The organism is Mucilaginibacter sp. Bleaf8, from assembly GCF_018390515.1.
GTDB lineage: Bacteria > Bacteroidota > Bacteroidia > Sphingobacteriales > Sphingobacteriaceae > Mucilaginibacter.
This window is the reverse complement of record NZ_JAHBBK010000001.1, coordinates 748511-773102: the sequence shown is the minus strand read 5'-3', so window position 1 is coordinate 773102 and position 24592 is coordinate 748511. Positions and strand designations below refer to the sequence as shown.

The following is a 24592-nucleotide window of genomic DNA, read 5'->3' as shown; positions in this document are numbered from 1 at the left end:
AAATTAAGCGTGGCAACAGGCATCCGCAATGAATATGATAATGTGTTGATGAACGGATTAACTTACCACAATTCCTTTATCCAGCTTCAATACCTTATCTACGCAGTTGGGTATTTCTTGCTGATAATGGGTTACGTAAATTAAGGTTACTGAACTAACGCGGCAAATGGTATCTATCATGTTCTTGAATTGCAGGCGCTGATGCTCGTCCATTCCCTGACAGGGCTCATCCAAAATAAGCAATGCCGGGTTCTTAACCAATGCACGTGCCAGTAAGCACAAACGTTGGGCACTTGCGGGCATGTTTTTGAGTAGCTGCCGGGCATAGGGCTTGATTTCAAGAACCTCCATCCACTGCATAGCCAGCGCCTGCCTAGATGGTTGGCTGGGCCTGAAGAGCCCCAGCGTATCATAAAATCCAGATTCGATTACCTGCAACCCCGAGCTATCCGCCGGAAAATATTGGTATAGTTCGGGAGATACATAACCTGTTTTATTTTTTATATCCCATATGCTTTCGCCGCTGCCGCGTTTACGGTCAAATAAAACAATATCGTTAGCATAGGCTTGCGGATTATCGCCATTAATCAAACTCAACAAAGTAGATTTTCCGGCACCGTTAGGACCAAGCAATGCGCAGTGGTCGCCGGGTTTAATATGCCAGTTTACGTTGTCTAAAATTAAATTGTCGCCATATTTCACCGTTACATCCTTCATCTTCACAATATCTTGAAAGACAGGCGCAGGCGTTCGGTTTACCAAATCGTTAATCAGTGCTTCGTTAATTGCAGGCGTTTGATCTGCTTCTTTTTGCGGCCACACAAATTCACGGATAGGGTAGGTACCTGCTATGCTGCCGTTTTCTAAATGGGCAATCTGGGTAATACCGGCGGGCAGCTCAGGTGTGCTGGCGGTCATGATAACAGTAATACCCGAAACAATAATTTCATCTATGAGGCGGGTAAAAAATGCACGGGTTTGTATATCCAGCCCGGTAAGCGGGTTGTCTAAAAGTAGTAGTACCGGGTTTTTTACAATGGCCGCTGCCAGCATCAGCCGTTTAGTTTCACCGTTGGATAGTTTGATAAGCTGCTTGTCGAGCAAGTGATCCAGCATTAGGCGGTCAACCACTTTCTCAATCGTCCAAAAAGCTATCAATCGGCTTGTATCGCTTAATTCGGTTAAATGCTGTCTTACGGTTTGGCCTTCATCCGATTCAGAAGCGTTATAGCGCTGTTGATAATAAAAATCGGTAGTGTTCGAAGAATTTCGGAAATGATGCTTAGCATCAACCAAAGCAATGGGTTTGTGCCTGGGTTTGATGATGCCAGCTTCTAAATTGCGCTCAATAGTGCCGCCATTTATAGGCAAGCGGCCGGTTATGGTGTGTAACAAAGCCGTTTTACCAGAACCGCTAGCGCCCGTTAAAGCCCAGTTTTCACCAGGTCTTAGTGTAAAGCTTATGTCTTTCAGTATGATATTTCCGCCTTGTTTGACAATGGCATTTTTGATAGATAACAGTGGCATGGCAGTGATGTGTAAAAGCAAATGTATCAAGTACAACGAAAAAAGACACATATTATTAACAGGCATCGAACAAATTGAATGATTTAAGCATTTTAAGTAAAGAACTAATGAAAGTAACTATATGAAACTTTTGAATGCTATAGCAGGCGGTTTTACTGCAGCATGTGCTATTACCGCCCTGCACCAATATATAAAGCGTAGAGATGAAAATGCTCCGCGTATGGATTTACTGGGTATGGAATCGATCACCAAGATTTTGCAGAAAGCCGGTGTTGCGTCACCCCAGGAAGATAAATTGTATTATATAACTATGGCTGGCGATATTTTCAGCAATGGCGTTTATTACAGTTTGGCCGGAGTGGGCAAAAACAAAACCTGGCTTAAAGGATCGGCGCTTGGTTTGGCGGCTGGCCTTGGTGCAGTGCTTTTACCCGGACCAATGGGCCTCAACAAAAAGCATAGTAACCGAACTGCTGAAACCCAGTTGCTGTCGGTTTTATATTATTTTGCCGGAGGGTTGGTATCATCAGCCGTAGCTAAGCTGCTCGAAAAATCAACAGCCAGCAAAGGCGAGCAGGTAAAACAAAAGGTTGAGGACTTTTTGTAATTCGATATCTAAATAAAAAATTATCTGCAAGACATAATCTTTAAAACAAAAAAAGTGATTTAAACTTTATGTAAGCAGTTTATAATACATTATCTATCTACCTTAAAAACATCTATTCATGAAAAAAGTCCATTTATTCGCATTGGCCCTGCTGGTTACTACGTTAAGTAGCTGTGAGGCTATCAAAGGTATATTTAAAGCCGGCTTTGTAGTGGGTATCATCGCTGTTGTTGTTGTGATATTCGTTATCATCTGGATTATTAATATGTTCAGAGGGGGCGGTCGCTCATAAATATACGCCGCCTGGATATTTGCCAGGCGGATTAGTTTAGTAATTGATTGTTAACCGATACCAATAAAAATATCTATGGAAACTACGCAAAATACCGTTGAAACATTAAATGATCTGATTAAGATTCACAACGACCGGATACAAGGCTATGAGCGTGCTATCAAAGAAACGCCAGAAGAGCAAACCGAACTGAAACAACTGTTTACCAGCTTTATTGGCGACAGCCATCAGTTTAAACTGGCACTGGCTACCGAGGTGCAGGCGTTTGCGCGCGACATTGAGAATACCACCTCAACCAGCGGAGATATACACCGTACCTGGATTAATTTAAAAACTTTCTTTACCGGCCATACAACAAAAAGCGTGCTGGAAGAATGTGAGTTTGGCGAAGATGCAACTCAGAAAGCTTACAAATCGGCTTTGGCAGAGGAGCATTTGCCTGCTTACATTAAAGAAATATTAACCAACCAAGAGGTTAATTTGAAAGCGGCACATGATAAGGTGAAGCAATTGCGTGATCTGGCTAAACAAGAGTCGTAATCACTACTGCTTACATCCTATCAAAAAGGGCATGCTGATTCGTTTCAGGGTGCCTTTTTTGCTTTTACGCGTCAACAGCCTATATCTTATTCGTATATTAGCCCGTCAATAAGAACAAAGCATTTACAGCTGTTAATAAACAAAAAGTCACCAAACAAAAGCTTTAATGAAAAAAGTAATTTTTATAATGATGCTGGCCGGCAGTGCGTCACTGTTGCAAGCCTGCGACGCTGGTAATTCAAGCAAAGATGCTGTTGATTCAGTTAAAAATATCGAGGCTCCCAATCCGATAGATACTTCAAAAACCACAACTGAGTTAGGTGGTGCTACTGTAGTAGATAACAGCGCATCTGGCGGTACTACCATGATAAAAGGTAGAGCAAGCAGCAAAACCACTATGGAAACCCCTGCCTCAACCGCTGCTAAAACTGATACAGCCGGTGAAGCTCACCAAGACTCGCTGAAAACTAAACTATAAAATAAAAGTTACAGCAAATAAAAAAGCCCTGATAAAATATCAGGGCTTTTTTATTTGCTGTAACAGCGATATTACATTTTTTTAGTAGTATCGGTAGTAGTAGTTGAAGCAGCAGCAGTGTCAGTAGCAGCACCAGTTGAATCAGTTTTAACTGAATCAGTAGTAGTAGTGGTAGTTGAAACAGTAGTATCAGCAGTTGAATCACCACCGTTAGATGAACCAGAACCTTTGCAGGCAACCATTGACATAGAGATAGCTAAAGCTACGAAACCGAATTTGAATGCATTTTTCATTGTTAATTCCTTTTAATAAGTGATTAATAGTTTCTCTTTAATACCGGTATATTGAAAAGGTAACCCGGGTTTTTGAAAAAAAATTAAAAAAACTTTTAAATGCTATAAAAGTGATTGATTTACTGCTGTTTAGTTGTTGATTTTTTAACAACAGTTTTTTTAGTCACTGTCTTTGAAGCTGTATCAGTAGTCGTGCTGCTGCCCATAGCTGATGTATCGGCTTTCATGGTAGTATCCATCTGTGAGCTGTCTGTATGGGCCACGGTATCAATGGTGGTTTTCACAGAAGTTGATGAATCAACCGAGGTCGAATCGGTTATAGCTTTGTTGCCATCACCATTACAGGCTGCAAATGATGCGGCTGCAATGAGTACTAAACCAGCTTTAAAATAGTTTTTCATGTTTATAAAATGAATTAATGATATGTAGGATGAGCTAATAAAAATGATAACAATTACTCAGGCTTGCTGGTGCTGGTATCAGCCTGCATGCTATTACTGTCGGCACGCATGCTATCCATGTTTTTGGTAGTATCGCCCGAAGTAAGCGTGGTGGTTGAGTCAGAAGCAATGGCGGTTGAATCTGATACTGAATCAGATTTTTTGGCGTCACAAGATGCAAAGCTGATAGCTGCTACAGCTACAATAGCGATTTTTACGATGTTTTTCATGATTTTCAGTTAATTGATATAAATAAATGATTGTTATTTTTTGCCAGTGTCGGCCATGGCGGTATCTGTACGAGGCATGGTGTCCACTGTGGTAGATGAGCCGTTGCTATCGGTGCGGGTGGCAACGGAGTCCATGGTTCCACGGTTGCCATTGCCGTTTCCCTGGCAGGCAGTAAAGGTTGCAACTACAGCTGCAATACTCATTAGCTTTACAATGTTTTTCATAGTTTGTAGTTTAATTTCTTATTAATCCACTCGTAGTTTAAAAAGTAACCCATTATTTTTTATTTACGTTTTAATTTTTTTTTATCAATAATGGGTTACAATTTCGCATAAACAGTATTAAATAGTGAGTAAAGCGTTAAACAGTTCAGCACCAACAGATAGTGAGGTTGTTTTAGGAATACTTAATAATTCGGAAAATATTTTGAAGCGTGTATATGTTGCTTATTTTCCGATGGTATTGCAATTAATTATTAATAACAACGGAACCGCTGACGATGCAAAGGATATTTACCAGGAAGCGATTATTGTTCTTTATAATAAAGTAAAAGCCGGCAATTTTGAATTGAGCAGCAAACTGAAAACATTTTTGTATTCGGTATGCCGCAAGCTCTGGCTTAAAAGGCTGAACCAGATGAGCCGCTACGGTGGCGACATTAAGGACTTTGAAAACCATGTATTGGTTGAGGATGATACAGATCATCATACAGAGCGTGACATTCAGTTCTCGAAAATGGAAGGTGCTTTAAAATTGCTTGGCGAGCCTTGTAAAACAATAATTGAAGACTTTTACATCCATAACCATTCTATGCAGGATATCTGCGAACGGTTTGGATACACCAATGCGGATAATGCCAAAACTCAGAAATATAAATGCCTGCAACGGCTTAAAAAATTATTTTTTCAGCAGTAACAGGAGAAAGAGACAAAATGAGTACTGATCATCAATTGACCGAATTAATTGAACGTTACCTCAGCGGGGAGCTTAACGAAGAGGAGAGGCTGCGTTTTGAAACCATGCGCCGTGAAAATGCTGCTATTGACAGCCGCGTTGTGGAGCACCAGCAGTTTACAAACCTGCTGAAGCAATATGGTGAGCGTGTTGAGCTGGAAAAACGCCTGAATGCCATACACCAGGAAATTGACGTGCATGCGCTGGCCGAGGAGCTTACTGTACACCCAAGCTGGGTTGTGCGTATGTGGCGCAACCATCACTCCAAAATATCTGTTGCGGCATCTGTAGCCATATTTGCCATGCTGGCTACGCTGTATTCTACCGGCTATTTTAACAAAGGTACGTCTAACTACACCGAGCTGCGACGCGAGGTGGAGAAGGTAAAGCAAACTACCGAAAATGTAAAACGTACTACCAATGTGCTGATGAATCACATTGAAAGTAACGGCCGTATTGTAACGCCAAGCAAGTTTACCGGTACCGGCTTTGCTTTAACCTCAAACGGATATATTGTTACCAACTATCATGTGGTAAAAGATGCCGATTCATTATATGTTCAAAACGCCTCAGGCGATGCTTACCATACTAAGCTTATTTATACAGAGCCCACACATGATATTGCTATTCTTAAAATAGATGATACCACGTTTACCGGTTTAGGTGCTATACCTTACACCTTTAAAAAATCGAAAAGCGATGTGGGTGAGGACGTATATACCTTGGGTTATCCGCGCGATGATTTTTACTATGGCAAAGGTTACTTAAGTTCGGCAACCGGCAACAACGGCGATACTACGGCTTATCAGGTGTCATTACCTGTTTATCCGGGCAATAGCGGCGGTCCGTTGCTGGATGGCAAGGGCAATGTAATTGGTATCATCAGCGGTAAACAAACGCAAACCGAAAGTGCTGCTTTTGCAGTAAAATCAGCGTATTTATTTAAGGCCGCACAAAGCGTAAATGCCGACAGTACGGCACATAACATTAACCTGAAAGGTAAAAATGCATTATCAAACCTAAGCCGCCAACAGCAAATTAAAAAGCTGGAAAACTATGTGTTTATGGTAAAAGTGTATAATTGATAGATTAAAGACGAGTGTAAATTCAACCCTCTATTTATATATACAAATGACAAAGCCTTCCGAATTTCGGAAGGCTTTTGTTTTTATTTAAGCTTTTGAAAAGTGAAATTGAATCGGCATTAGTGTTTACTGAATTTTATATCATCACCTTATCGGTCTAACTCACCCAATACAAAGTCGATTGAGCCGATAATGGCGATGAGATCTGCGATCATGATACCTTTACCAATCTCGCCGATCACTTGCAGGTTGTTAAAGCTTGGGCCACGTGCCTTGGCACGGAAAGGTATCTCTGATTTGCCATCGGCAATAAAGTAGTAACCTAACTCACCCTTTGAGCCCTCACCACGCATGTAAAAGTCTTGTGCTTTCGGGATAATTTTACGGGGCAGTTTGGCGCGCGGATCAAAGTCAGGCGTACGTTTCAGCTCCTTTTGCAGCCGGTCAAGGCATTGTTCAATGATTTTTAGCGATTCGCCTATCTCATCAACGCGCACTTTGTTGCGGTCCCAACAATCGCCCACACTACCCATTTGGCCCTTACCTTCAGGTATATCAAAATCTATTTCAGGGTAAACCGAATAATTATCTATACGGCGCAAATCCCACTTCAAGCCCGATCCGCGCAACATAGGGCCCGAGCAGCCATAATTAATCGCTACATCCAGCGGCAAAATACCCACGTTGGCAGTACGGCTTACGAAGATCTGGTTGTTGGTAAGCAGTTCGTTAAGTTCAACCATTTTAGGTTTGAAATACTCTACAAACTCGCGGCAACGTTCTTCAAAGCCAACAGGCAGGTCATAAAATAAACCACCAATCCAAATGTAATTGTACAATAAACGCGAGCCCGACGCCCACTCCAGCATGTTTAAGATATGCTCACGATCGCGAAAGCACCACAAAAAAGGCGTAAAAGCGCCAATATCAATACCATACGTGCCGATAGAAATTAAGTGCGATGCTATGCGATTTAATTCCGAAACCAGCACGCGTATATATTCAACCCGTTTTGGAATTTCTTTATCAATACCCAACATCTTTTCTACACCCATAACCCAAATGTGTGCATTGGTCATGGAAGATAGGTAGTCCATACGATCAACAAACGGAATGGTTTGTTGGTACGTAAGCGACTCTGCATGCTTTTCAAAGCAGCGGTGCAGGTAGCCGGCATGTGGTATTACTTCTTTAATGATCTCACCATCCGTAATCAGCTCCAAACGTAAAACGCCATGGGTTGAAGGATGCTGCGGCCCCATATTGAGTATCATATCCTGCGTAGCAGCCTCCGCTATCTTTTTGTAATATCTCTCAAGTGCGTCGTTTTGCATAACTAATCAGATGTGAATTTGTCTTGAGGCGGATATTCTATCGCAATACCCTTGTAGTACGCTGCCGCTTTATAATCTTTTCTTACCGGAAAGCCCTCCCAATCGTCAGGTAACAATATTCTTCTCAGGTCTGCATGCCCTTCAAAAAAGATACCTAACAGGTCATACGCTTCACGTTCGTGCCAGTCGGCCGTGCGGTATACGTTGGATACTGTCGGGAAAACTGGCAAATCATCCGTACTCCGGCCATGCTCCTTACTTATTTTTAGTACTAATTGTGTTTGGTAGGGGATAGATGTCAGGTGATAAACCACGCCAAAGCGATTGGCCGATGTACCGTAATCCACGCCCGACAGGCACGAAAGGAAATCAAAATAAGTAGCCTCATTGTCGCGAAGCTCGAGGCATACGTCGGCAATGCGTTCGGGAGCAATAATTAAAGCAGGTTGCATACCGCCGGTTTCTTCACCAACAATAACATCCTCACCAAATTTATTGGCCAGTAATTGTTTGATTTCCTCAAAAATCATGGCGCTAATCTTACTTTTTTCCAGTTGTTTTTGTCCGACTTTTTGTAAAGAATACGATCATGCAAACGGCTTGAACGGCCTTGCCAAAACTCTACCAATTGCGGCTTTAATATATAGCCACCCCAATAAGCTGGTTTAGGTACTTCTTTGTCAGCATATTCGGCTTCCAGCTGTTGCTGCTTGCTTTCAAGCACGCTACGGTCGGCAATTTCCTGGCTTTGCGGAGATACCAAAGCACCAACCTGGCTGCCCTTAGGGCGTGAGTGAAAATATTGTTCTGATTGCTCTTTGCTCAGTTTCTCGATGGTGCCTTCTATGCGTATTTGCCTTTCCATCGGTCCCCAAAAAAAGGTCATGGCAGCCCATGGGTTTCTGGCCAGCTCTCTGCCTTTGCGGCTCATATAGTTGGTGAAAAAGGTAAAGCCTTCGGGGCCAAAGCCTTTTAATAACAGCACCCGTGCCGACGGGCGGCCATTGTTTGTAGCGGTTGAAAAGGTCATGGCGTTAGGCTCATAAATCTGCGCGTTAACGGCTTCATTAAACCACTTTTCAAATTGTTGTATCGGGTCACCGGCAGTTTCAGCTTCCGATAAAGTAGCTGCGCGGTAGTCCTGCCTTAAGTTTTGTATATCCTGTTGATCCATTTGTTGCAAACTTACAAATTGCTTGCAGTAATATAAGCTAAATGTTAGCGTTAACTGTACTTAATACATTCAAATGAACATATTTTTAACCTGTATGTTACATTACAAAATAATACTATGCTAAGTTCAATTTCACCTGCCGCAGGCCGATTGCTGATATCAGAGCCATTTATGATGGACCCGAACTTTAAGCGTTCGGTTATTTTTTTAACAGAGCACTCGGAGGAAGGCACTTTAGGATATGTTTTAAATCACCTGAGCGAGTACATGCTGGGTGATGTACTGCCCGATACCTCATACTCCGAGATGCCGGTTTATGTAGGTGGCCCTGTAGCCAACAACACTTTGCATTTTATACATCGCTGCCCTGACAAGATTGAAGGCGGCATTGAAATATGGGACGGTATTTTTTGGGGAGGTGATTATGAGCAGGTAAAGCGCCTGGTATCAGATTACCAGCTGAAGGAAGACGAGATACGCTTTTTTGCCGGTTACTCAGGCTGGACACCCGGTCAATTAGACGCTGAGATTGCCGAGAATACCTGGATTGTAGCTAATAATTTCAATCCCGAAATATTGTTTACGCATGATGAGCAAAACCTGTGGCGTGAGGTGGTGATAAGCCTGGGCCAACGCTATGCTCACATTGCCAACTTCCCGGAGAATCCGATGCTGAATTAGAAAGTTTAAGTTGTGTGTTGTAAGTTATCTGTGAATGTAATTCTGGGAAAACAGATAGTTCAAACATATAACTTACAACACACAACTTAAACTACTTGTCGTATTCAGAAGGATAACCTTCGTTTTTCATTTCCAGTGCCGATTCCTGTACTTTTTCGGCCAGTTGTTCTTTGTAGTTTATTAGGTTTTGAGCGATTTGCTCATCGGCTGTTGCTAATATTTGTGCCGCCAGTAAGCCGGCATTTTTTGCAGCATTTAACGCAACAGTAGCTACGGGAATACCATTAGGCATTTGCAGAATGGATAAAACCGAATCCCAGCCATCAATTGAATTGCTTGACTTTACCGGTACACCTATTACAGGAAGGTGAGTTAATGACGCTACCATACCTGGTAAGTGAGCAGCACCACCGGCTCCTGCAATGATTACTTTAAGCCCACGGTTGGCGGCCGCTTTGGCGTACTCAAATAAACGGTCAGGCGTACGGTGTGCCGATACTACAGTGATCTCATAAGCTACGCCTAATTCCTTTAAAATATTAGCAGCATCATTCATAATGTTCAGGTCAGACTTGCTGCCCATAATGATGCCAATTTTGGTTTGATTCATCTGGATTTTTTGGTAAATATTATTGTAAAGTTCAAATGCCGATGCTTAAATAGATACTACATCATGCATTTCAATTTTGCAATAATGATGTTCTGTAAATTTAGCTGATCACCTTAAGGGTGCTTTGCACATATCTTGCTTTTTCTATGGCTTTCTCTCGGTCAATATCCACAATGGTAACGTGGCCCATCTTGCGGAAGGGTTTGGTTAAGGCTTTGCCATATAAGTGAACGTAAACGCCAGAGCATTTCAATATTTTTTCGATGCCCTGATAAATTGCGGGGCCTTCGTAACCCGGTTCGCCCAGTACGTTTACCATAACGGCGTTAGTAGTACTTGCCGTATCGCCCAGTGGTTGGTTAAATATGGCACGCAGGTGCTGTTCAAACTGCGACACGATATTGCTTTCGATAGTTTGATGACCGCTGTTATGTGGGCGGGGGGCCAGCTCGTTTACCAGTACTTGGCCGTTTTTGTCAACAAACATTTCAACCGCCAGCAAGCCCACAATTTTTAGGCTGTCGGCTATTTTACGGGCGATATCTACGGCTTCCTGCTGTATATCGAACGATAAGGCCGAGGGAGATATCAAAAATTCCACGAGGTTGGCTTGCGGGTTAAACTCCATTTCAACCAACGGGAAGGTTTTTACCTCGCCGTTTTCATTACGGGCAACAATCACCGCAATTTCTTTTTCAAAATCAACCCAGCGTTCAATAAGGCTTGGCTCGGTAAAGGCATTTTCCAGGTAAGAATCGTCTACCACCTTGTATACACCCTTGCCATCGTAGCCATCGCGGCGCAACTTTTGAATGTAAGGGAATGGGATAAGGCTCTGCCTTAATTGTTGCGGCGATGATATGATCTGAAACTCAGCAGTAGGAATATCATTCTCTTTAAAGAACTGCTTTTGCAAGCCTTTATCCTGTATCAACCGGATAACGCGTGGCTGCGGGTAAACAATTACGCCTTCTTTTTCCAGTTGCTCCAGCGCATCAACGTTTACTTTTTCAATTTCAATGGTAAGGAGGTCTACCTTTTTACCAAAGTTATAAACAGTTTCGTAATCGCTCAGCGAACCCACAACAAACTCTTCGCACAGCTTGCGGCAAGGTGCTTCGCGGTCAGGATCAAGCACTTTAATGGTTACATTATAATTAATGGCCTGTTGTATCAGCATGCGTCCTAACTGTCCGCCGCCTAAAATTCCTAATCTTAAATCTCCGTAAAATGCTTTCATAATTTGACAATACAATTTTAGCGCAAAACTTTCAAAAAGCCTAAATCAATTTATATGATATGATGTTGCCACATTAAGCCGTATATTTGGCGCGTTATTTAATAAATAAGACTTTTCCTGATGAAGACAAAAATAGCTGTAGCTAAAGGCGACGGAATCGGCCCGGAAATAATGGAGGCCGTTTTAAATATTTTTGAGGCTAACGAAGTACCTCTGGCGTATGAATTTGTAGAAATGGGTAAATCCTATTTCGATGCAGGCCACTCTACCGGTATGACCGATGCCGCCATGCAAACCATCGAAAACTTGGGTATCCTGTTCAAAGGTCCGATGGAAACCCCTAAAGGAAAAGGCGTTAAAAGTATCAACGTAACTGCCCGTAAAGTTTGGAATACCTACGCCAACCAGCGGGATTTCAGAACACTGAATGGTGTACAAACCGTTTTTTCTAAAGCCGGTATTCCTATCAACCTTACTATCATTCGTGAAAATATTGAGGATACTTATGGTGGTATTGAGCATATGCTTACGAATGACGTAGCCGTAGGCCGTCGTATCATTACCCGTCCGGGATCGGCTCAGGTAATTCGTTATGCGTTTGAGATGGCTCGCCGCAAGGGTTTGAAAAAACTGGCTTGCGGTCACAAAGCCAACATCATGAAACTGACCGACGGTTTGTTTTTGGAAACTTTTTACGAAGTAGCTAAAGGTTATCCAGACATTCAGGCATCTGATATTATTGTGGATGACCTTTGTATGAAACTGGTTAGCCACCCAGAAATGTTCCAAGCCATCGTATTAACTAACCTGCAAGGCGATATCGTATCTGACCTGTGTGCTGGTTTAGTTGGTGGTTTAGGATTTGCACCATCAGCTAACATTGGGGATAATATTTCTATTTTCGAAGCTGTACATGGTACTGCACCGGATATTGCTGGCCGTAACATTGCTAACCCAACCGCCTTGTTATTATCAGGCATATCAATGCTGCGTTATATGGGCTTTACCGCCAACGCTGCTACTATTGAAAATGCGTTGCTTTACACTTTGGAAAAAGGTGTACACACCGGCGATTTTGGCGACCGTTCAACCAAATCGGTTAATACGACCGAGTTTGCACAGTGCATTATCGCTAATTTAGGTAAGCATCCATCAAGCGGTGGCGCGTTCTCTCAGCCAAATTTTGAGTGCAAAACTAATGTTGATTTCCGTCCAACTCAAAATAAAATCACGGTTACAGAATCAGGTATCAAAGAAGAAATCTTAGGTGCGGATATCTTTATCGAATCAGAACTGCAGCCTGCTGAAATTGCCGAGATAGCAAAAAGCAAGCTGAACGAAAAGTTTGATCTGATTATGATCTCAAACCGTGGTACACAGGTTTGGCCAACCGGATCGGTTTATACCGAGCTGGTTAACCAGTTCCGTATTCGTCTTGAAAAAACAGAAGGTGTGGAGTTGAGCCAAAAGGATATCTTTAACATTGCATCGGAAGTATCAGACGCAGTTAAAGTTTGTTCTGTGGAATTCCTGATGAAGTTCGGCGATAAGCTGGGCTACTCTTTAGCGCAAGGTCAATAATAGAACTGGATTATATATTTAATATGTTTAGGGCTGTCTGTAATAGGCAGCCCTTTTTTATGATGTATACCTGTTGTTTTTTTAAACTTTAACAGGTTGAGTGTTATTCTATATGATTATGGGTATGCAAAAAAAAGCAGTTGATTTTCATCATAAAGGCCAAAGTTTACGAAGCCGTTTGCTGCGGCTGGTTTTAAGGTTGGCAAGGTTAAAGAAACAACTTAACAACCCAAGTTTTTCTGACCGGATTGAGAAAGCTAATAAGCCCACGCCACCGGCACACTTGCTCGAAGGAATAGGCGTTACAACTCAGAAGGTGGAAGGGCGCAATGTTTTCACCCTGAAACCTACAGGCGTTAATACCAAAAAGCATGTGCTGTTTTTTCATGGCGGTGCATATGTGCTTAATTTTTCCATATACCACTGGAAATTGATTACGCAACTGGTTAAACAGGCCCGCTGTACGGTGATTGCTCCAGATTATCCCTTGCTGCCTGACTACAGCTACAAGGAGCGTATAAGCATGGGAGAGAAGGTATATAAGAATGCACTAATCAAAGCAAACGGAGCCGAGATTATTTTAATGGGCGATTCGGCAGGCGGAAATCTGGCTTTATCGCTGGCGCAAAAATTTAGCATGGAGCAAGTGCCGCAACCATCTAAAATCATTTTGCTTTCGCCGTGGCTGGATGTTTCCATGACCAATCCGGAAATGAAAGAAGTAGATAAGCGCGACCCCTTGCTCTCCGTAACCGGCGATAGTAAGCTGGGACGCATGCATGCCGGCGATAGGGAGATGACCGACTATTTGGTAAGCCCGCTATATGGGCCATTACAAAACTTAGCGCCGATCAGCTTATTTACAGGTACTGATGATATATTAAATCCTGATGCCCATAAATTAAAAGGACTTGCGGACGAGCAAAACGTGGCAATAAACTTTTATGAATATGAGCACATGATCCACGACTGGATACTATTCCCGATGCCCGAAGCCAGGCTGGCTTTCAGGCAGGTAGTGGAATTGATTAACAAGTAATGATAGCTATTAGACGGTAATGAGTTGCTCGCCTTCAATTTTTTTCTGCAATTCTAATATCGCACCAATCAGTGCTTCTGGTCTTGGCGGACAACCTTGCACATATACATCAACTGGTATCACCCGGTCAACACCTTTTACCACATGATAACCATGCTGCCAGTAAGGCCCGCCGCAGTTAGAGCACGACCCCATCGAGATCACATATCTGGGCTCGGGCATTTGTTCATACAAGCGTTTAATGCGCTCAGCCATTTTAAAAGTAACGGTACCTGCTATGATAATCACATCTGCCTGGCGTGCCGATGGGCGCGGGAAAACGCCAAAACGATCCACATCATAAGTGGAGGCATACATACCCATCATTTCGATGGCGCAGCAGGCAATACCAAAGCTAAGCGGCCACAGGGATGACATCCGGGCCCAGTTAAGCAGGTCGTTCAACTTAGTTACCACTACGCCGCCTGTTTCATTCATTGATTCCTGGTTCATGGGTTGGGTTTTTTAAATGATGGTTTAAACATAGGCTTTTTAGCGGTGGCAGGAGCGGTAGTATCAGTCACGGGAATTGCAGGTTCGGGGGCTGCTTTATGTTCGGCAGCAAAAGTTTTTACGGTGTAGTTGCTTTGTTCCAAATTGAGTTTATCATACAACGATAACGGCACTTTTACATCCACAGTTGGTAGCACCTGCTTCGGCTTGATGTATTCCAGGTCGCCTTTACACCATACATATACCAGTCCCAGAATCAGGATACCGGCAAATACAAACATTTCTATCAGTGTAAACACACCCCAGCGCGAGTCGGTGGCTATCAATTTCGAATCGGCATATACGGTAGCCCAAGGAAAAATAAATACCATTTCTACATCAAACAGCAAAAAAATGAGTGCAATAATGTAAAAGCGGGTATTAAAAGGCATCCATGCGCTACCTACGGGTTCCTCGCCGCACTCGTACGAGGTCAGCTTCTCATAGTTCGGTTTATTGGGGGCTAATATTTTATTTAAAAACAAAGTTAACCCAACCAAAAGAAACCCCGCTACCAGGAAGATAAATATCTTTCCAAATTCCGATATTTGCGAAACCTCGTTCATGTGTGCAAATTTAACAAAACAAACCCAATTTGATGCCATTATAATCGGTGCTGGTGCATGCGGTTTAATGTGCGCCGTGCAAGCCGGATTTTTAGGCAAGCGTACGCTTGTTCTCGAAAAAAACAATCGTGCAGGAGCCAAGATACTCATTAGTGGTGGCGGGCGGTGTAATTATACCAACCTGCATACTTCGGCACAGCAGTTTATTTCGGCTAATCCTCATTTCTGCAAATCGGCCTTCTCACAGTGGACGGTTGAAGATACCATCGGTTTTTTTGAAACCTACGGTATAGAAGGGCAGGAGAAAACCTTAGGGCAACTTTTTCCGACAACCAATAAGGCGAAAGATATTGTAGATGTTTTCACGGGCTTGTGTGCCGATTTGGATCAACCTATTTGGCTTAACACCGATGTTAAAGCGGTTGAACATACGGGGGAGAGTTTTACAATTACCTATGAGCAAAATGGTAGAACGGAGCGCATAAGCACGCCCAAACTGGTAATAGCAACAGGCGGGCTGCCCGTGCAAAAGCTGGGTGCTACCGATTTTGGTTTACGAATTGCCCGCCAGTTTGGCCTGGAGGTAATTAAACCAATGCCAGCCCTGGTACCGCTTACCATCACCGGTAAAGATTTGCCCTGGTATGAGCAGCTATCTGGTAACAGTATTTTTTGCCGGGTTTGGAATGATGAGATCAGCTTTGAGGAGAATATCTTATTTACGCATTGGGGATTAAGCGGGCCTGCCATTTTACAATTATCCTCTTACTGGAAGGCAGGGCAGGAGTTTTTTATGGATATGCTGCCGCAACAAAATATTGTGGAAGTGATTACCGAAGAACGGCTTACCAACCCTAAAAAGACACTGCTAAATTTACTGGCCGGTTTATACGCCCGCAAGTTTGCCGAGGCCTTGTCAGGATACTTGCCGCTATCTAAAAACTTAGCCTCCTTATCTAAGGCCGACTTAGAACAAATAAGCAACCTCATACATCAGTTTAAGGTTAAACCCGCCGGGGATAAAGGATACGATAAAGCCGAAGTAATGCGTGGCGGTGTAAGTACTAAGGAGCTATCATCCAAAACTTTAGAAGCTAAAAAAGTACCCGGACTGTTTTTTGGCGGTGAATGCGTGGATGTAACCGGATGGCTGGGCGGTTATAACTTTCAGTGGGCATGGGCCAGTGGGTTTGTTATTGCAAATAATATTTAATATTTGCGAATCATACTTCTTCGATGTAAATTCGTAACATTCTTGTTACGATGTTTAAAAAGTTCCCCTATTTAAGCAGTTACACCTGGGTGTGCCTGTTATATGCGCTGGTGAGTGTTTATTGCTGGCAGTTTAAATACTTTGGTAATCGATATAATAACTACAGTATTTTTGAGCAGGTTTATCATCACACACGTATTCAAACAAATTTATATGCATCATATCCCAGCCAATACTTTGATACCAATCATTATGGTCCGGCATTTAGTGTGGTGGTAGCGCCATTTGCCGTTTTGCCTGTTGCATGGGGCTTTTTGTTGTGGAATGTAGCTAATGCACTTGTTTTCATCTGGGCCATTAACTTGCTGCCAGTAAATAATAAATCGAAAGTGTTGCTGCTTTTATGCTGTAGTATTGAGTTTGCCAATGCACAGCATGCTATACAATTTAATCCCATCATTGCCGCGTTTTTGATATTCAGCTTTGTTTTGGTTGAGAAGAAGCGGGAGGAGTGGGCTACATTATTTATTGTATTGGGTACCCTGATTAAATTATACCCTGTAGCCGGATTAATGTTCTTTGTATTTTCCAAGCGGAAAAAGACATTCATAACCTGGTGCGTAATCTGGAGCGGGGTATGGTTTGTGTTACCTATGCTGCTATCCAGTCCGCATTTTATTGTGCAATCTTATGCTGATTGGTGGGAAGCGCTGCATACCAAAAACCTGCAGAACATGACGCTGTTTTCCGCCCAGGATTTATCAGTTATGGGCGTACTGCGAAGGGTAACCGATAGCTTGAATGTGCCTAATCTGCCATTCTTAATTGGTGCCGCTTTGTGTTTGGGCTTGAGCTTATTAAGATTTAAACAATATCAATATCTAAAATTCAGATTGTATGCACTGGCTGCAGCTCTTATTACCGTAGTTATATTCAGCACCGGATCCGAGCCGCCGACCTACATCATAGCTACAGCAGGCGCTATATTGTACCTCGTTTTACAGCCGCAACCATTCAGCAAAAATACCGTCACTTTTTTTATATTGATTGCTGTAGTAGCTGCGCTTATATCAACCGATGCGGTACCTTCATCAATACGTAAACCATACTTTAGCCGCTATGCGGTTAAAGTATGGCCCTATATTATTGTGTGGGGAATGCTGGTTTACGAGATGCTATTCAAAAGTTTTGCTGATAAAAGCGAACGTAAATCAGACGATGGTAAAGTAAGTGAACCCGAGGAACATATCCTGCTACCGGCTTAATACTTAGAAAAGTAATAGCTTAGTTGTTCGGTTTGTTGTGTGCTTTTAGCTGGCGATAATAGTTGATGAGCTGCGGCATTTTTTCCAGGCGGTATTTGCCGGTTTGGATAGCTTCTAACGCCAGGGGTTCGTCGGCCATAATGTCGCTCATCACATCAACAAAGTTTTGCGGTGTTACCTGGTTCATCTCGGCCGGCGTAGCACCAAAATAATATACTGTGCGCGATGAACCACCACCGCCGTTGCCCAAAGATATACCTACACCGCCGCCACCATAGCCACCAAAACTGCCACCGCCAATACCAAAGCCAACATCCGGGCGTATTTTAAAGCCACCGCTGCCTTTACTGCCGCCACCGTATACATAAAGTTTCAAGGGCTCGTCTAACTCAACTCTCACAAAATCAATTTCATGACGTGACCAAGTTTCATTTTGAGGGGCATGGGCAACCACAAAGCTGTCTTTACCGGCCACGTAGTATCTGATATCACTTGCGCTTAACTTAACTTCGTTTGCTTTTTCGCTGTCTTTGTAAACTATAAAGCCTTCGGTTTTTATAGGGCCTTTGCCCGATGGGTTGCTTTGAATCAGCCCGGTTACTTTATTGCCTTTGGTGTCATAAAAATAACCCGGCTGCCATTTTTGGGCAGATGCGATATGACAAATCGTTAAAAAAGGAATCAGTAATAAAAACTTGTATTTCATTTCAACACTATAACGTTATTAACTGGATTTACTTATTGAAGGTAGCTCTATTGCCTTTAATAAATGTCATCATTTTGCTTTTTCGGCATAACTCCCGTTTGGTAATACATTAATAAGTCAGGTAAGGTGCGGTACTTAAAGGCTTTATTTTTGACTTTTTCTACCACGTCTGGCTTGTCAGCCATCACCAGCGTCATAACTTCAATGAAGTTTTTGTTTGTCAATAACATCAGATTATCCGGATCAGAGCCAAAGTAATAAGCAGAGTTGCCGGGAGCGCTAATTGCAACGCCGGCTATGGCACTACCTGCAATAGCCAATGCCGGCCCGCCCACTATGGGTATTACACTTGGCGTAATGCCTGAGAAAAAAAGTTTAACCGGGCGGTTAATGACAACCTGTAAAAATGGAAATTTTTCTAACGGTTTAAGATGCGATACCGTAAAGCTATCCGCTCCGATAACAAATGCGCTGATGGAATCGGAATGTATTTTTACTTGTTTAGTGTTCTGATCGGCTTTGAAAGTTATATAGTCGCCTCTCTTTTTAAATACAGAAGCTTCGGGCTGGGCATGATGCAATAGTCCGCTGAATTTGTGCCCTGAAGCATCACAATAATATCCTTGCTGCCAGCTTTTACTAAACAGCTGCGCTTTAGCCGAAAATGTAACACTGAAAATACACAATAACAGTAAAAATGACCGCATAAGATTTAGATATTTGATGCAAAACTACGATTATAAAACACTACAGAAAATATGATGACCGTTGACTTGCGCAGTGATACTGTAACCAAACCCACGCCCGGCATGCTCGAAGCTATGTGGAGCGCTAAAGTGGGGGATGATGTATATGGCGAAGATGAAACCGTGAATGAACTGGAAGCCAAAGCTGCTGCGATGTTTGGCATGGAGGCCGGTTTGTTTTGCCCTTCGGGCACGATGACAAATCAGATAGCCATCAAATGCTTCACCCAGCCGCTTGATGAACTGATTGCCGACCAAACTGCGCATGTGTACCGTTATGAGGGCGGCGGCATTGCGTTTAATTCAGCAGTATCAACGCGATTGCTGAATGGGGAGCGTGGGATTTTGACTGCGGAAATGATTGAGCCGGAGATTAACGCCCGTGGCAACATTCATTACCCGAATACCAGTTTGGTGGTGCTCGAAAATACCGTAAACAAAGGCGGCGGTAAATGCTATACCCTTGAGCAAATTGCACCTATAGCCGAACTTTGCCAGCGCCATAGTTTAAAGCTGCACTTAGATGGTGCACGCGTATTTAACGCCCTTGTGCGCACAGGGGATAAAACGGTTGATTATGGTAAGTATTTTGATGGCATTTCCGTTTGCTTGTCTAAAGGATTAGGTACACCGGTAGGGTCAGTATTACTGGCCGATAAGGAAACTATTACTTATGCGCGCCGCATACGTAAGGTGTTAGGCGGTGGCTGGCGCCAGGCTGGCTTCTTGGCGGCTGCGGGCATTTACGCCTTGGACCACCATGTGGAGCGGTTGAATATTGACCATCAGCATGCGCAAATTATGGCCGATGAGTTAAGTAAATGCTCGTGGGTAACTGATATTGTACCGGTTGAGACCAATCTGGTGCTGTTTGATACAGAAGGCCCGGCTGATGCTATCGTTGCCAAATTAGCAGAAAAGGGTATTAAAGCTGGTTGTACCGATGCCAAACGTATTCGCTTTGTAACCCACCTGGATGTGCGCCCCGAGCAGGTTGAGTATGTGGTAGGTGTATTGAAGAGTCTTTAAATAAGTAAACGAAGGTTCATAGCCTATCTGCCATGAACCTTCCTATGTTTATCCTTTATTAATATTTCTGTCTTGCGATTGGCGTTCAACCATCCAGCCCGGGTATTCTTTGGGTAGGGCGCTAACCTCATCTATACGTTTCAGGTCTTCTGCAGATAGCTCAATACTGGTAGAGTTGATGTTGTCTTGCAATTGCTCAGGGCGTTTAGCACCGATTATGGTGCTGGTAATGCCTTTTTGCTGACGTACCCATGCCAGCGCTATGCCGGCAGGCGAGGCGTTGTGCTGCTTCCCAATCTCCGCAATTACATCAATTATATCATAAGTTTTATCTTTATTGATAGGTGGGAAGTCGAACTCATCGCGGCGCGAATCGCCGGCTTTTTCATTGTTACGGGTGTATTTACCTGATAAAAAACCTCCTGCCAACGGGCTCCATGGCATCACGGCTAGATTCTCTTCTGCAGCAAGCGGCAATATCTCCCGTTCAATATCACGGCCTGCTAATGAGTAAAAGTATTGCAGGCCGGCAAACTTGTTCCAGCCATGCTTTTCGGCAATGCCGATACCTTTCATTACCATCCAGGCCGGCCAGTTGCAAACGGCTACATAGCGTACTTTGCCGCTAAGTACAATGTCGTTTAATGATCTCACGATTTCCTCAATTGGTGTTTTTGGATCAACGCCATGCACGTATAGAATATCGATATGATCCATCTGTAAGCGCTGTAAGCTTTCATTTACGGATTGAAAGATGTGGTATCGTGACAGGCCAACATTGTTCGGACCTTCGCCCATGCGGCCACGAACTTTGGTAGCAATAACCAGCTCTTCGCGCTTCAGGCCTAAGTCTTTAATGGATTGCCCCAATAACTTTTCCGATTCGCCGAACGAGTATACATTCGCTGTGTCAATAAAATTGATGCCCGAGTCTACTACGGTCTTCATCAATTCATTAACCTCCTGCTGCTGAATCTGGCCAATAGCTTCCCAATAGCCTTTGCCGCCAAAGGTCATAGTACCAAAGCATATCTCAGAAACCACAAGGCCGGTATTACCTAAAAAGTTGTATTTCATGTTGTGTTTGTTTAATCAATTAAACAACTGTGAGGTAGGGGGCTTTGTTCGTGATTGATGGTCAGTAGATAGTAAAACTTAATATTGGCATTCTTGTTAAAGCTTACATTATGAACCGCCTCCTCAAAAAACTCGAAAAAATTGGCCGCGATCCTAAAATTACTGCAAAAGCAGCCGGACTGCGTTATGTATCGGATACTACGCCGGGTTACACGCGCAAGGCCTCGGGTAAGGGCTATAGCTATTATAGTCCGGATGGGGAATTAGTGCGCGATAAGGAGCTGATACAGCGCTTCAACAAAATGGTGATACCGCCTGCTTACACTAAAATATGGATATCGCCTCATGAAAACAGCCATTTGCAATTTACAGGCGTTGACGTGGCGGGCCGCAAACAATACCGCTACCATGCCGATTGGAACAAGATCCGCAATCAGTCCAAATATCACCGGTTGCAGGCTTTCGCTGCGCACTTACCTGCCATACGTGAACAGGTGGATAAGGATTTGCAGCGGCATAAACTTGACCATGATAAAGTGCTTGCCTTAGTTGTGCGGTTAATGGAGCTGACCAGTATTCGTATTGGTAACGAGTCTTACAAAAAGCTGTATGGTTCTTATGGCCTAACCACCATGCTGAACAAGCATGTACATGTGGATGGTTCAAAAATAAATTTTGAATTTAAAGGTAAAAAAGGCGTTTATCACAAGATAGACCTGCAAAGTAAAAAGCTGGCCCGACTGGTAAAACAGTGCAGAGATATACCGGGTAAAGAGCTGTTTCAATATTATGATGGTGATGGTAAACGCTGTACCATTGATTCGGGCGATGTGAACGACTACTTAAAACAAATAACCGGCGAAGACTTTACCGCCAAAGATTTCAGAACATGGGCCGGTAGTGTAAGTGCGCTGTATGCTTTTAAAGAGGCCGGTGAATTCGACAATCAAACCCAATGCAAAAAGAACATCATCAGCGTGCTGGATGAGGTGGCGCTAACGCTGGGCAACACCCGTACGGTTTGTAAAAAGTATTACGTGCACCCTACGGTTATCAAAAGCTATGAGGAGGGTACCTTGTTTAAGTATATCCAGAACCTGGATGAAGATAAAGACATTAAAGCATCGGAACTAAATACGGCAGAGAAGGCATTGCTTGAAATACTGGAAAAAGAAAAGCTGGCCGAAGCCAGCTGATCTTTATTTGTGAGTAAGGAGGAGGTTAATTATCTTTTTTACCGTTTTTAGTAGTAATTTCAATCACACCGTTTTTGCCTTTTTCGCCGTAAGGGGTAGTGGCTGATGCATCTTTCAATACATTTATACTCTTAATATCATCAGGATTCAAGCTTTCTATCTCTGCGTGTTCTTTAATTACACCGTCAATCACTATTAAGGGTTTAGGACCTTTGTTTGGCTCTCTTAATTGTATGCGTAGTTGCTTTGTGGTATCAGCATTGCCTGTAACAACGAACGTACCAGACGAATTTTTACTATGTGTTACTTGACTGGTAGTATCAGGGAATTTTAGGGTTACCACCTCAATAGCTTTTGAAGTGTTAGAATTGGGCAATGTTTTAAGCTTTCGTTGAAGCTGTAAAGCGGATGGTAAGTTTACCCCATCTTTAGTAATAAGGGAAATTACGCCTTTGCTACCGCTTTTGCCAAACAATTCGACCGATTGAGGTGGTTTAATAACATCCATCCTTTGAATATTGGCGGGTTTAATTTTTGTTAATACCAGGTTGCTGGCCGGTTTTCCATTAACGATGTATAATACCGAGTCGGTATTATCATTGAATTTAATTACCCTTACCGATACTTTAGTTGTATCTGTTTGCGCCTTTTTTGTATGCTCCGTTAAAGCTGTGGGTGGATTAGTTTTGATACCTTTAGCTGATTCCGTTGATGTAAATTGAGTTAGCAAGTTGACTTTAGCCTTTGCTCCCTCTAAAAGTGCAGCCTTTGATGTGCCAAATGCGGCCGATAGCAGCACTATTGCCGGTAAAATAAAGCCATACCTGGTAAGGCTGAATGTGGAAGATCTTTTTGCGTTCATCATAATTATTCGTTTTTTAATAGTTGATATGTTAAAATGGTTACCTATGGCGTTGGGGGAGGTGTTCAGGCTGGTGTATAATAAGCTGTATTGGTAACTTTTGGCGTCAGTGCCTTGCTGTAGTACTCGCCGGTCTGTTATGAATTCCAGATTTTCGCTAACTGCTTTTTTTATCAGCCATACACCGGGGTTAAACCAATAAAAAACAATGCTTAGTTCACTTAGTAAAATATCTAAAGTATGCCATTGCTTAATATGCACCTGCTCATGCGCAATTATGGCGGGCAGCTCTTCCTGCTTGTGTTGCCTTGGGTTCAGGTAAATGCTTTGCCAGAAGGAGAAAGGGTTGGTACTTTCTGTTATGATACGTATAGGCTGTTGCTCCATGCGTGTAAGCTTGGAGTTACGGTGTAGCCTGACCAGTGAGAAAAGATGAATCAGCAAACGCAAACTCATAATGCCCATACCCAGCCAATAAATTATAATCAGCCAGTTCAAGTACGCCGCCTGCGTATCCGGCTGGATTAATTCAGCTTGCTGGGAATTGAGTATAATTACTATGCGCTGAATGGGCTGAGCTATTTCCTGATGTCCGAACAGGCTCCATAAATTAATACATGGGTAGATGCTTGAAAAAAGAATAGCCACTATTAAATAAACTCTGTTTAAAGTGTAAAAAGTGAGCTGCCTTAAAATGGTATAATAGCCAATACAAAACAACACCAGGGCTATGTTCACTTTTAGCAGATAGATGAGTAAAGCTGGCATGGCTTTTAATTTTTAGGGTTCTCAATCATGTTGATAATCTCCTTCAGTTCTTCGGCACTGATCTTTTTATCGCGGGCAAAAAATGTGACCAGCTCTTTATAGGAGCTCTGGAAATAACTGTTTACTACACCGCTTAAAAAGCCTTTTTTATATTCTTCCTGCTTTACGGCAGGCATGTATCGGTAGGTGTTGCCTATTTTTTCTGCAGTCAGGTACTTTTTGCGTTCCAGATTTTTAATAGTGGATGCCAGTGTGGTGTAGGGCGGCTTAGGCTCGGGCATAACATCTAAAAAATCTTTAATAAACCCGCCGTTGCTATTCCATACAACCTGCATGGCTTCTTCTTCTTGTATTGTTAATTTTTCCATATCTACGATGTTTTCGTAAATCTACGAATGTTTCGTAACAATGTCAAGTGTTATTATGAAATATTTTAAAGAGAAGTTAGTCGTTGTTTATTGCCGAACGCTTTTATAGATAAAGTGTGTCAGACGTGTTGTTTCTAAATTGCTGGATTCTTAAATAAT

30 protein-coding genes are annotated in these 24592 nt (G+C 42.8%); 13 read left to right on the top strand and 17 right to left on the bottom strand.

All coding sequences use genetic code 11. The features are described from left to right. Positions 1–57: 57 nt before the first annotated feature. Positions 58–1527, bottom strand: coding sequence for an ATP-binding cassette domain-containing protein (locus KHS38_RS03355; RefSeq protein ID WP_249665262.1), 1470 nt, complete (start codon positions 1525–1527; stop codon positions 58–60). A 121-nt stretch (positions 1528–1648) separates the two neighbouring features. On the opposite strand from KHS38_RS03355, the gene KHS38_RS03350 reads away from it, so the two are divergent. From KHS38_RS03350 to KHS38_RS03335, 4 genes are all read left to right on the top strand, one after another. After that, complete coding sequence (locus tag KHS38_RS03350; RefSeq protein ID WP_213487060.1) at positions 1649–2134, top strand: hypothetical protein; 486 nt, start codon at positions 1649–1651, stop codon at positions 2132–2134. Between the two features lie 118 nt (positions 2135–2252). Beyond that, entirely contained in the window at positions 2253–2426 is a 174-nt protein-coding gene (locus tag KHS38_RS03345) for a hypothetical protein (protein WP_213487058.1), read from the top strand. A gap of 75 nt (positions 2427–2501) precedes the next feature. After that, positions 2502–2966, top strand: a complete 465-nt coding sequence (locus KHS38_RS03340; protein ID WP_213487055.1) for a PA2169 family four-helix-bundle protein — start codon at positions 2502–2504, stop codon at positions 2964–2966. A 166-nt stretch (positions 2967–3132) separates the two neighbouring features. After that, positions 3133–3444 carry a hypothetical protein gene (locus KHS38_RS03335; RefSeq protein WP_213487053.1) on the top strand — a complete coding sequence of 104 codons (312 nt, stop codon included), beginning with the start codon at positions 3133–3135 and terminating at the stop codon, positions 3442–3444. 71 nt (positions 3445–3515) lie between these two features. Here KHS38_RS03335 and KHS38_RS03330 read toward each other — a convergent pair whose 3' ends face one another. The 4 genes from KHS38_RS03330 to KHS38_RS03315 form a co-directional block, all read right to left on the bottom strand. Beyond that, entirely contained in the window at positions 3516–3737 is a 222-nt protein-coding gene (locus KHS38_RS03330) for a hypothetical protein (protein WP_213487051.1), read from the bottom strand. Between the two features lie 119 nt (positions 3738–3856). After that, a complete protein-coding gene (locus KHS38_RS03325) occupies positions 3857–4138 on the bottom strand; it encodes a hypothetical protein (protein WP_213487049.1) in 282 nt (93 codons plus the stop codon). Between the two features lie 53 nt (positions 4139–4191). Beyond that, on the bottom strand, positions 4192–4407 hold the full coding sequence (locus KHS38_RS03320) for a hypothetical protein (RefSeq protein WP_213487047.1): 216 nt from the start codon (positions 4405–4407) through the stop codon (positions 4192–4194). A 33-nt stretch (positions 4408–4440) separates the two neighbouring features. Then, entirely contained in the window at positions 4441–4632 is a 192-nt protein-coding gene (locus KHS38_RS03315; RefSeq protein WP_213487045.1) for a hypothetical protein, read from the bottom strand. Positions 4633–4756: 124 nt separating this feature from the next. Between KHS38_RS03315 and KHS38_RS03310 the strand changes: the two genes are divergently transcribed. Then, complete coding sequence (locus tag KHS38_RS03310; RefSeq protein WP_213487043.1) at positions 4757–5323, top strand: RNA polymerase sigma factor; 567 nt, start codon at positions 4757–4759, stop codon at positions 5321–5323. 17 nt (positions 5324–5340) lie between these two features. Then, a complete protein-coding gene (locus KHS38_RS03305; RefSeq protein WP_213487041.1) occupies positions 5341–6447 on the top strand; it encodes a S1 family peptidase in 1107 nt (368 codons plus the stop codon). Positions 6448–6596: 149 nt separating this feature from the next. Here the strand turns inward: KHS38_RS03305 and KHS38_RS03300 are convergent, their stop codons facing one another. The 3 genes from KHS38_RS03300 to pdxH are packed head-to-tail and all read right to left on the bottom strand — an operon-like array spanning position 6597 to position 8955. Then, the gene (locus KHS38_RS03300) at positions 6597–7781 is read right to left on the bottom strand and encodes an NADH-quinone oxidoreductase subunit D (RefSeq protein ID WP_213487039.1); all 1185 of its coding nucleotides are present in this window, start codon (positions 7779–7781) and stop codon (positions 6597–6599) included. A 2-nt stretch (positions 7782–7783) separates the two neighbouring features. Further along, on the bottom strand, positions 7784–8311 hold the full coding sequence (locus KHS38_RS03295; protein ID WP_213487037.1) for an NADH-quinone oxidoreductase subunit C: 528 nt from the start codon (positions 8309–8311) through the stop codon (positions 7784–7786). After that, complete coding sequence (pdxH, locus tag KHS38_RS03290; RefSeq protein ID WP_213487035.1) at positions 8308–8955, bottom strand: pyridoxamine 5'-phosphate oxidase; 648 nt, start codon at positions 8953–8955, stop codon at positions 8308–8310. Before pdxH ends, KHS38_RS03295 begins: the two co-directional genes overlap by 4 nt. 117 nt (positions 8956–9072) lie before the next feature. Here pdxH and KHS38_RS03285 point away from each other — a divergent pair, with 117 nt between their 5' ends. Next, a complete protein-coding gene (locus KHS38_RS03285; protein WP_213487033.1) occupies positions 9073–9636 on the top strand; it encodes a YqgE/AlgH family protein in 564 nt (187 codons plus the stop codon). Positions 9637–9727: 91 nt separating this feature from the next. Here KHS38_RS03285 and purE read toward each other — a convergent pair whose 3' ends face one another. Then, complete coding sequence (gene purE, locus KHS38_RS03280) at positions 9728–10246, bottom strand: 5-(carboxyamino)imidazole ribonucleotide mutase (RefSeq protein WP_213487031.1); 519 nt, start codon at positions 10244–10246, stop codon at positions 9728–9730. A 100-nt stretch (positions 10247–10346) separates the two neighbouring features. Continuing rightward, positions 10347–11486 (bottom strand): 5-(carboxyamino)imidazole ribonucleotide synthase, encoded by a 1140-nt coding sequence (locus KHS38_RS03275; RefSeq protein WP_213487029.1) that lies wholly within the window; start codon positions 11484–11486, stop codon positions 10347–10349. Positions 11487–11606: 120 nt separating this feature from the next. Here KHS38_RS03275 and KHS38_RS03270 point away from each other — a divergent pair, with 120 nt between their 5' ends. Both KHS38_RS03270 and KHS38_RS03265 read left to right on the top strand, forming a co-directional pair. Beyond that, positions 11607–13067, top strand: a complete 1461-nt coding sequence (locus KHS38_RS03270) for an NADP-dependent isocitrate dehydrogenase (protein ID WP_213487027.1) — start codon at positions 11607–11609, stop codon at positions 13065–13067. Between the two features lie 124 nt (positions 13068–13191). Then, complete coding sequence (locus tag KHS38_RS03265) at positions 13192–14106, top strand: alpha/beta hydrolase fold domain-containing protein (RefSeq protein WP_213487025.1); 915 nt, start codon at positions 13192–13194, stop codon at positions 14104–14106. Between the two features lie 9 nt (positions 14107–14115). Here KHS38_RS03265 and KHS38_RS03260 read toward each other — a convergent pair whose 3' ends face one another. Then, a complete protein-coding gene (locus tag KHS38_RS03260; protein WP_213487024.1) occupies positions 14116–14598 on the bottom strand; it encodes an NADH-quinone oxidoreductase subunit B in 483 nt (160 codons plus the stop codon). Continuing rightward, positions 14595–15203 (bottom strand): NADH-quinone oxidoreductase subunit A, encoded by a 609-nt coding sequence (locus KHS38_RS03255; RefSeq protein ID WP_213487023.1) that lies wholly within the window; start codon positions 15201–15203, stop codon positions 14595–14597. The genes KHS38_RS03260 and KHS38_RS03255 overlap by 4 nt, the downstream gene beginning before the upstream one ends. Here KHS38_RS03255 and KHS38_RS03250 point away from each other — a divergent pair. Both KHS38_RS03250 and KHS38_RS03245 read left to right on the top strand, forming a co-directional pair. Next, positions 15202–16416, top strand: coding sequence for a BaiN/RdsA family NAD(P)/FAD-dependent oxidoreductase (locus KHS38_RS03250; protein WP_213487021.1), 1215 nt, complete (start codon positions 15202–15204; stop codon positions 16414–16416). The genes KHS38_RS03255 and KHS38_RS03250 overlap by 2 nt on opposite strands. A gap of 50 nt (positions 16417–16466) precedes the next feature. Further along, positions 16467–17681, top strand: coding sequence for a glycosyltransferase family 87 protein (locus KHS38_RS03245; RefSeq protein ID WP_213487019.1), 1215 nt, complete (start codon positions 16467–16469; stop codon positions 17679–17681). 19 nt (positions 17682–17700) lie between these two features. Here KHS38_RS03245 and KHS38_RS03240 read toward each other — a convergent pair whose 3' ends face one another. Continuing rightward, complete coding sequence (locus KHS38_RS03240; RefSeq protein WP_213487011.1) at positions 17701–18387, bottom strand: hypothetical protein; 687 nt, start codon at positions 18385–18387, stop codon at positions 17701–17703. Positions 18388–18443: 56 nt separating this feature from the next. Next, positions 18444–19094, bottom strand: coding sequence for a hypothetical protein (locus KHS38_RS03235; RefSeq protein WP_213487009.1), 651 nt, complete (start codon positions 19092–19094; stop codon positions 18444–18446). A gap of 51 nt (positions 19095–19145) precedes the next feature. On the opposite strand from KHS38_RS03235, the gene KHS38_RS03230 reads away from it, so the two are divergent. After that, entirely contained in the window at positions 19146–20162 is a 1017-nt protein-coding gene (locus tag KHS38_RS03230; protein ID WP_249665261.1) for a threonine aldolase family protein, read from the top strand. A gap of 48 nt (positions 20163–20210) precedes the next feature. Here the strand turns inward: KHS38_RS03230 and KHS38_RS03225 are convergent, their stop codons facing one another. Continuing rightward, the gene (locus KHS38_RS03225) at positions 20211–21239 is read right to left on the bottom strand and encodes an aldo/keto reductase (RefSeq protein ID WP_213487007.1); all 1029 of its coding nucleotides are present in this window, start codon (positions 21237–21239) and stop codon (positions 20211–20213) included. 110 nt (positions 21240–21349) lie between these two features. Here KHS38_RS03225 and KHS38_RS03220 point away from each other — a divergent pair, with 110 nt between their 5' ends. Next, positions 21350–22435 (top strand): DNA topoisomerase IB, encoded by a 1086-nt coding sequence (locus tag KHS38_RS03220; RefSeq protein ID WP_213487002.1) that lies wholly within the window; start codon positions 21350–21352, stop codon positions 22433–22435. A gap of 25 nt (positions 22436–22460) precedes the next feature. Here the strand turns inward: KHS38_RS03220 and KHS38_RS03215 are convergent, their stop codons facing one another. Continuing rightward, positions 22461–24065 carry a M56 family metallopeptidase gene (locus tag KHS38_RS03215; protein ID WP_213487001.1) on the bottom strand — a complete coding sequence of 535 codons (1605 nt, stop codon included), beginning with the start codon at positions 24063–24065 and terminating at the stop codon, positions 22461–22463. Positions 24066–24070: 5 nt separating this feature from the next. After that, positions 24071–24433 carry a BlaI/MecI/CopY family transcriptional regulator gene (locus KHS38_RS03210; protein ID WP_213487000.1) on the bottom strand — a complete coding sequence of 121 codons (363 nt, stop codon included), beginning with the start codon at positions 24431–24433 and terminating at the stop codon, positions 24071–24073. Positions 24434–24592: the final 159 nt, after the last annotated feature.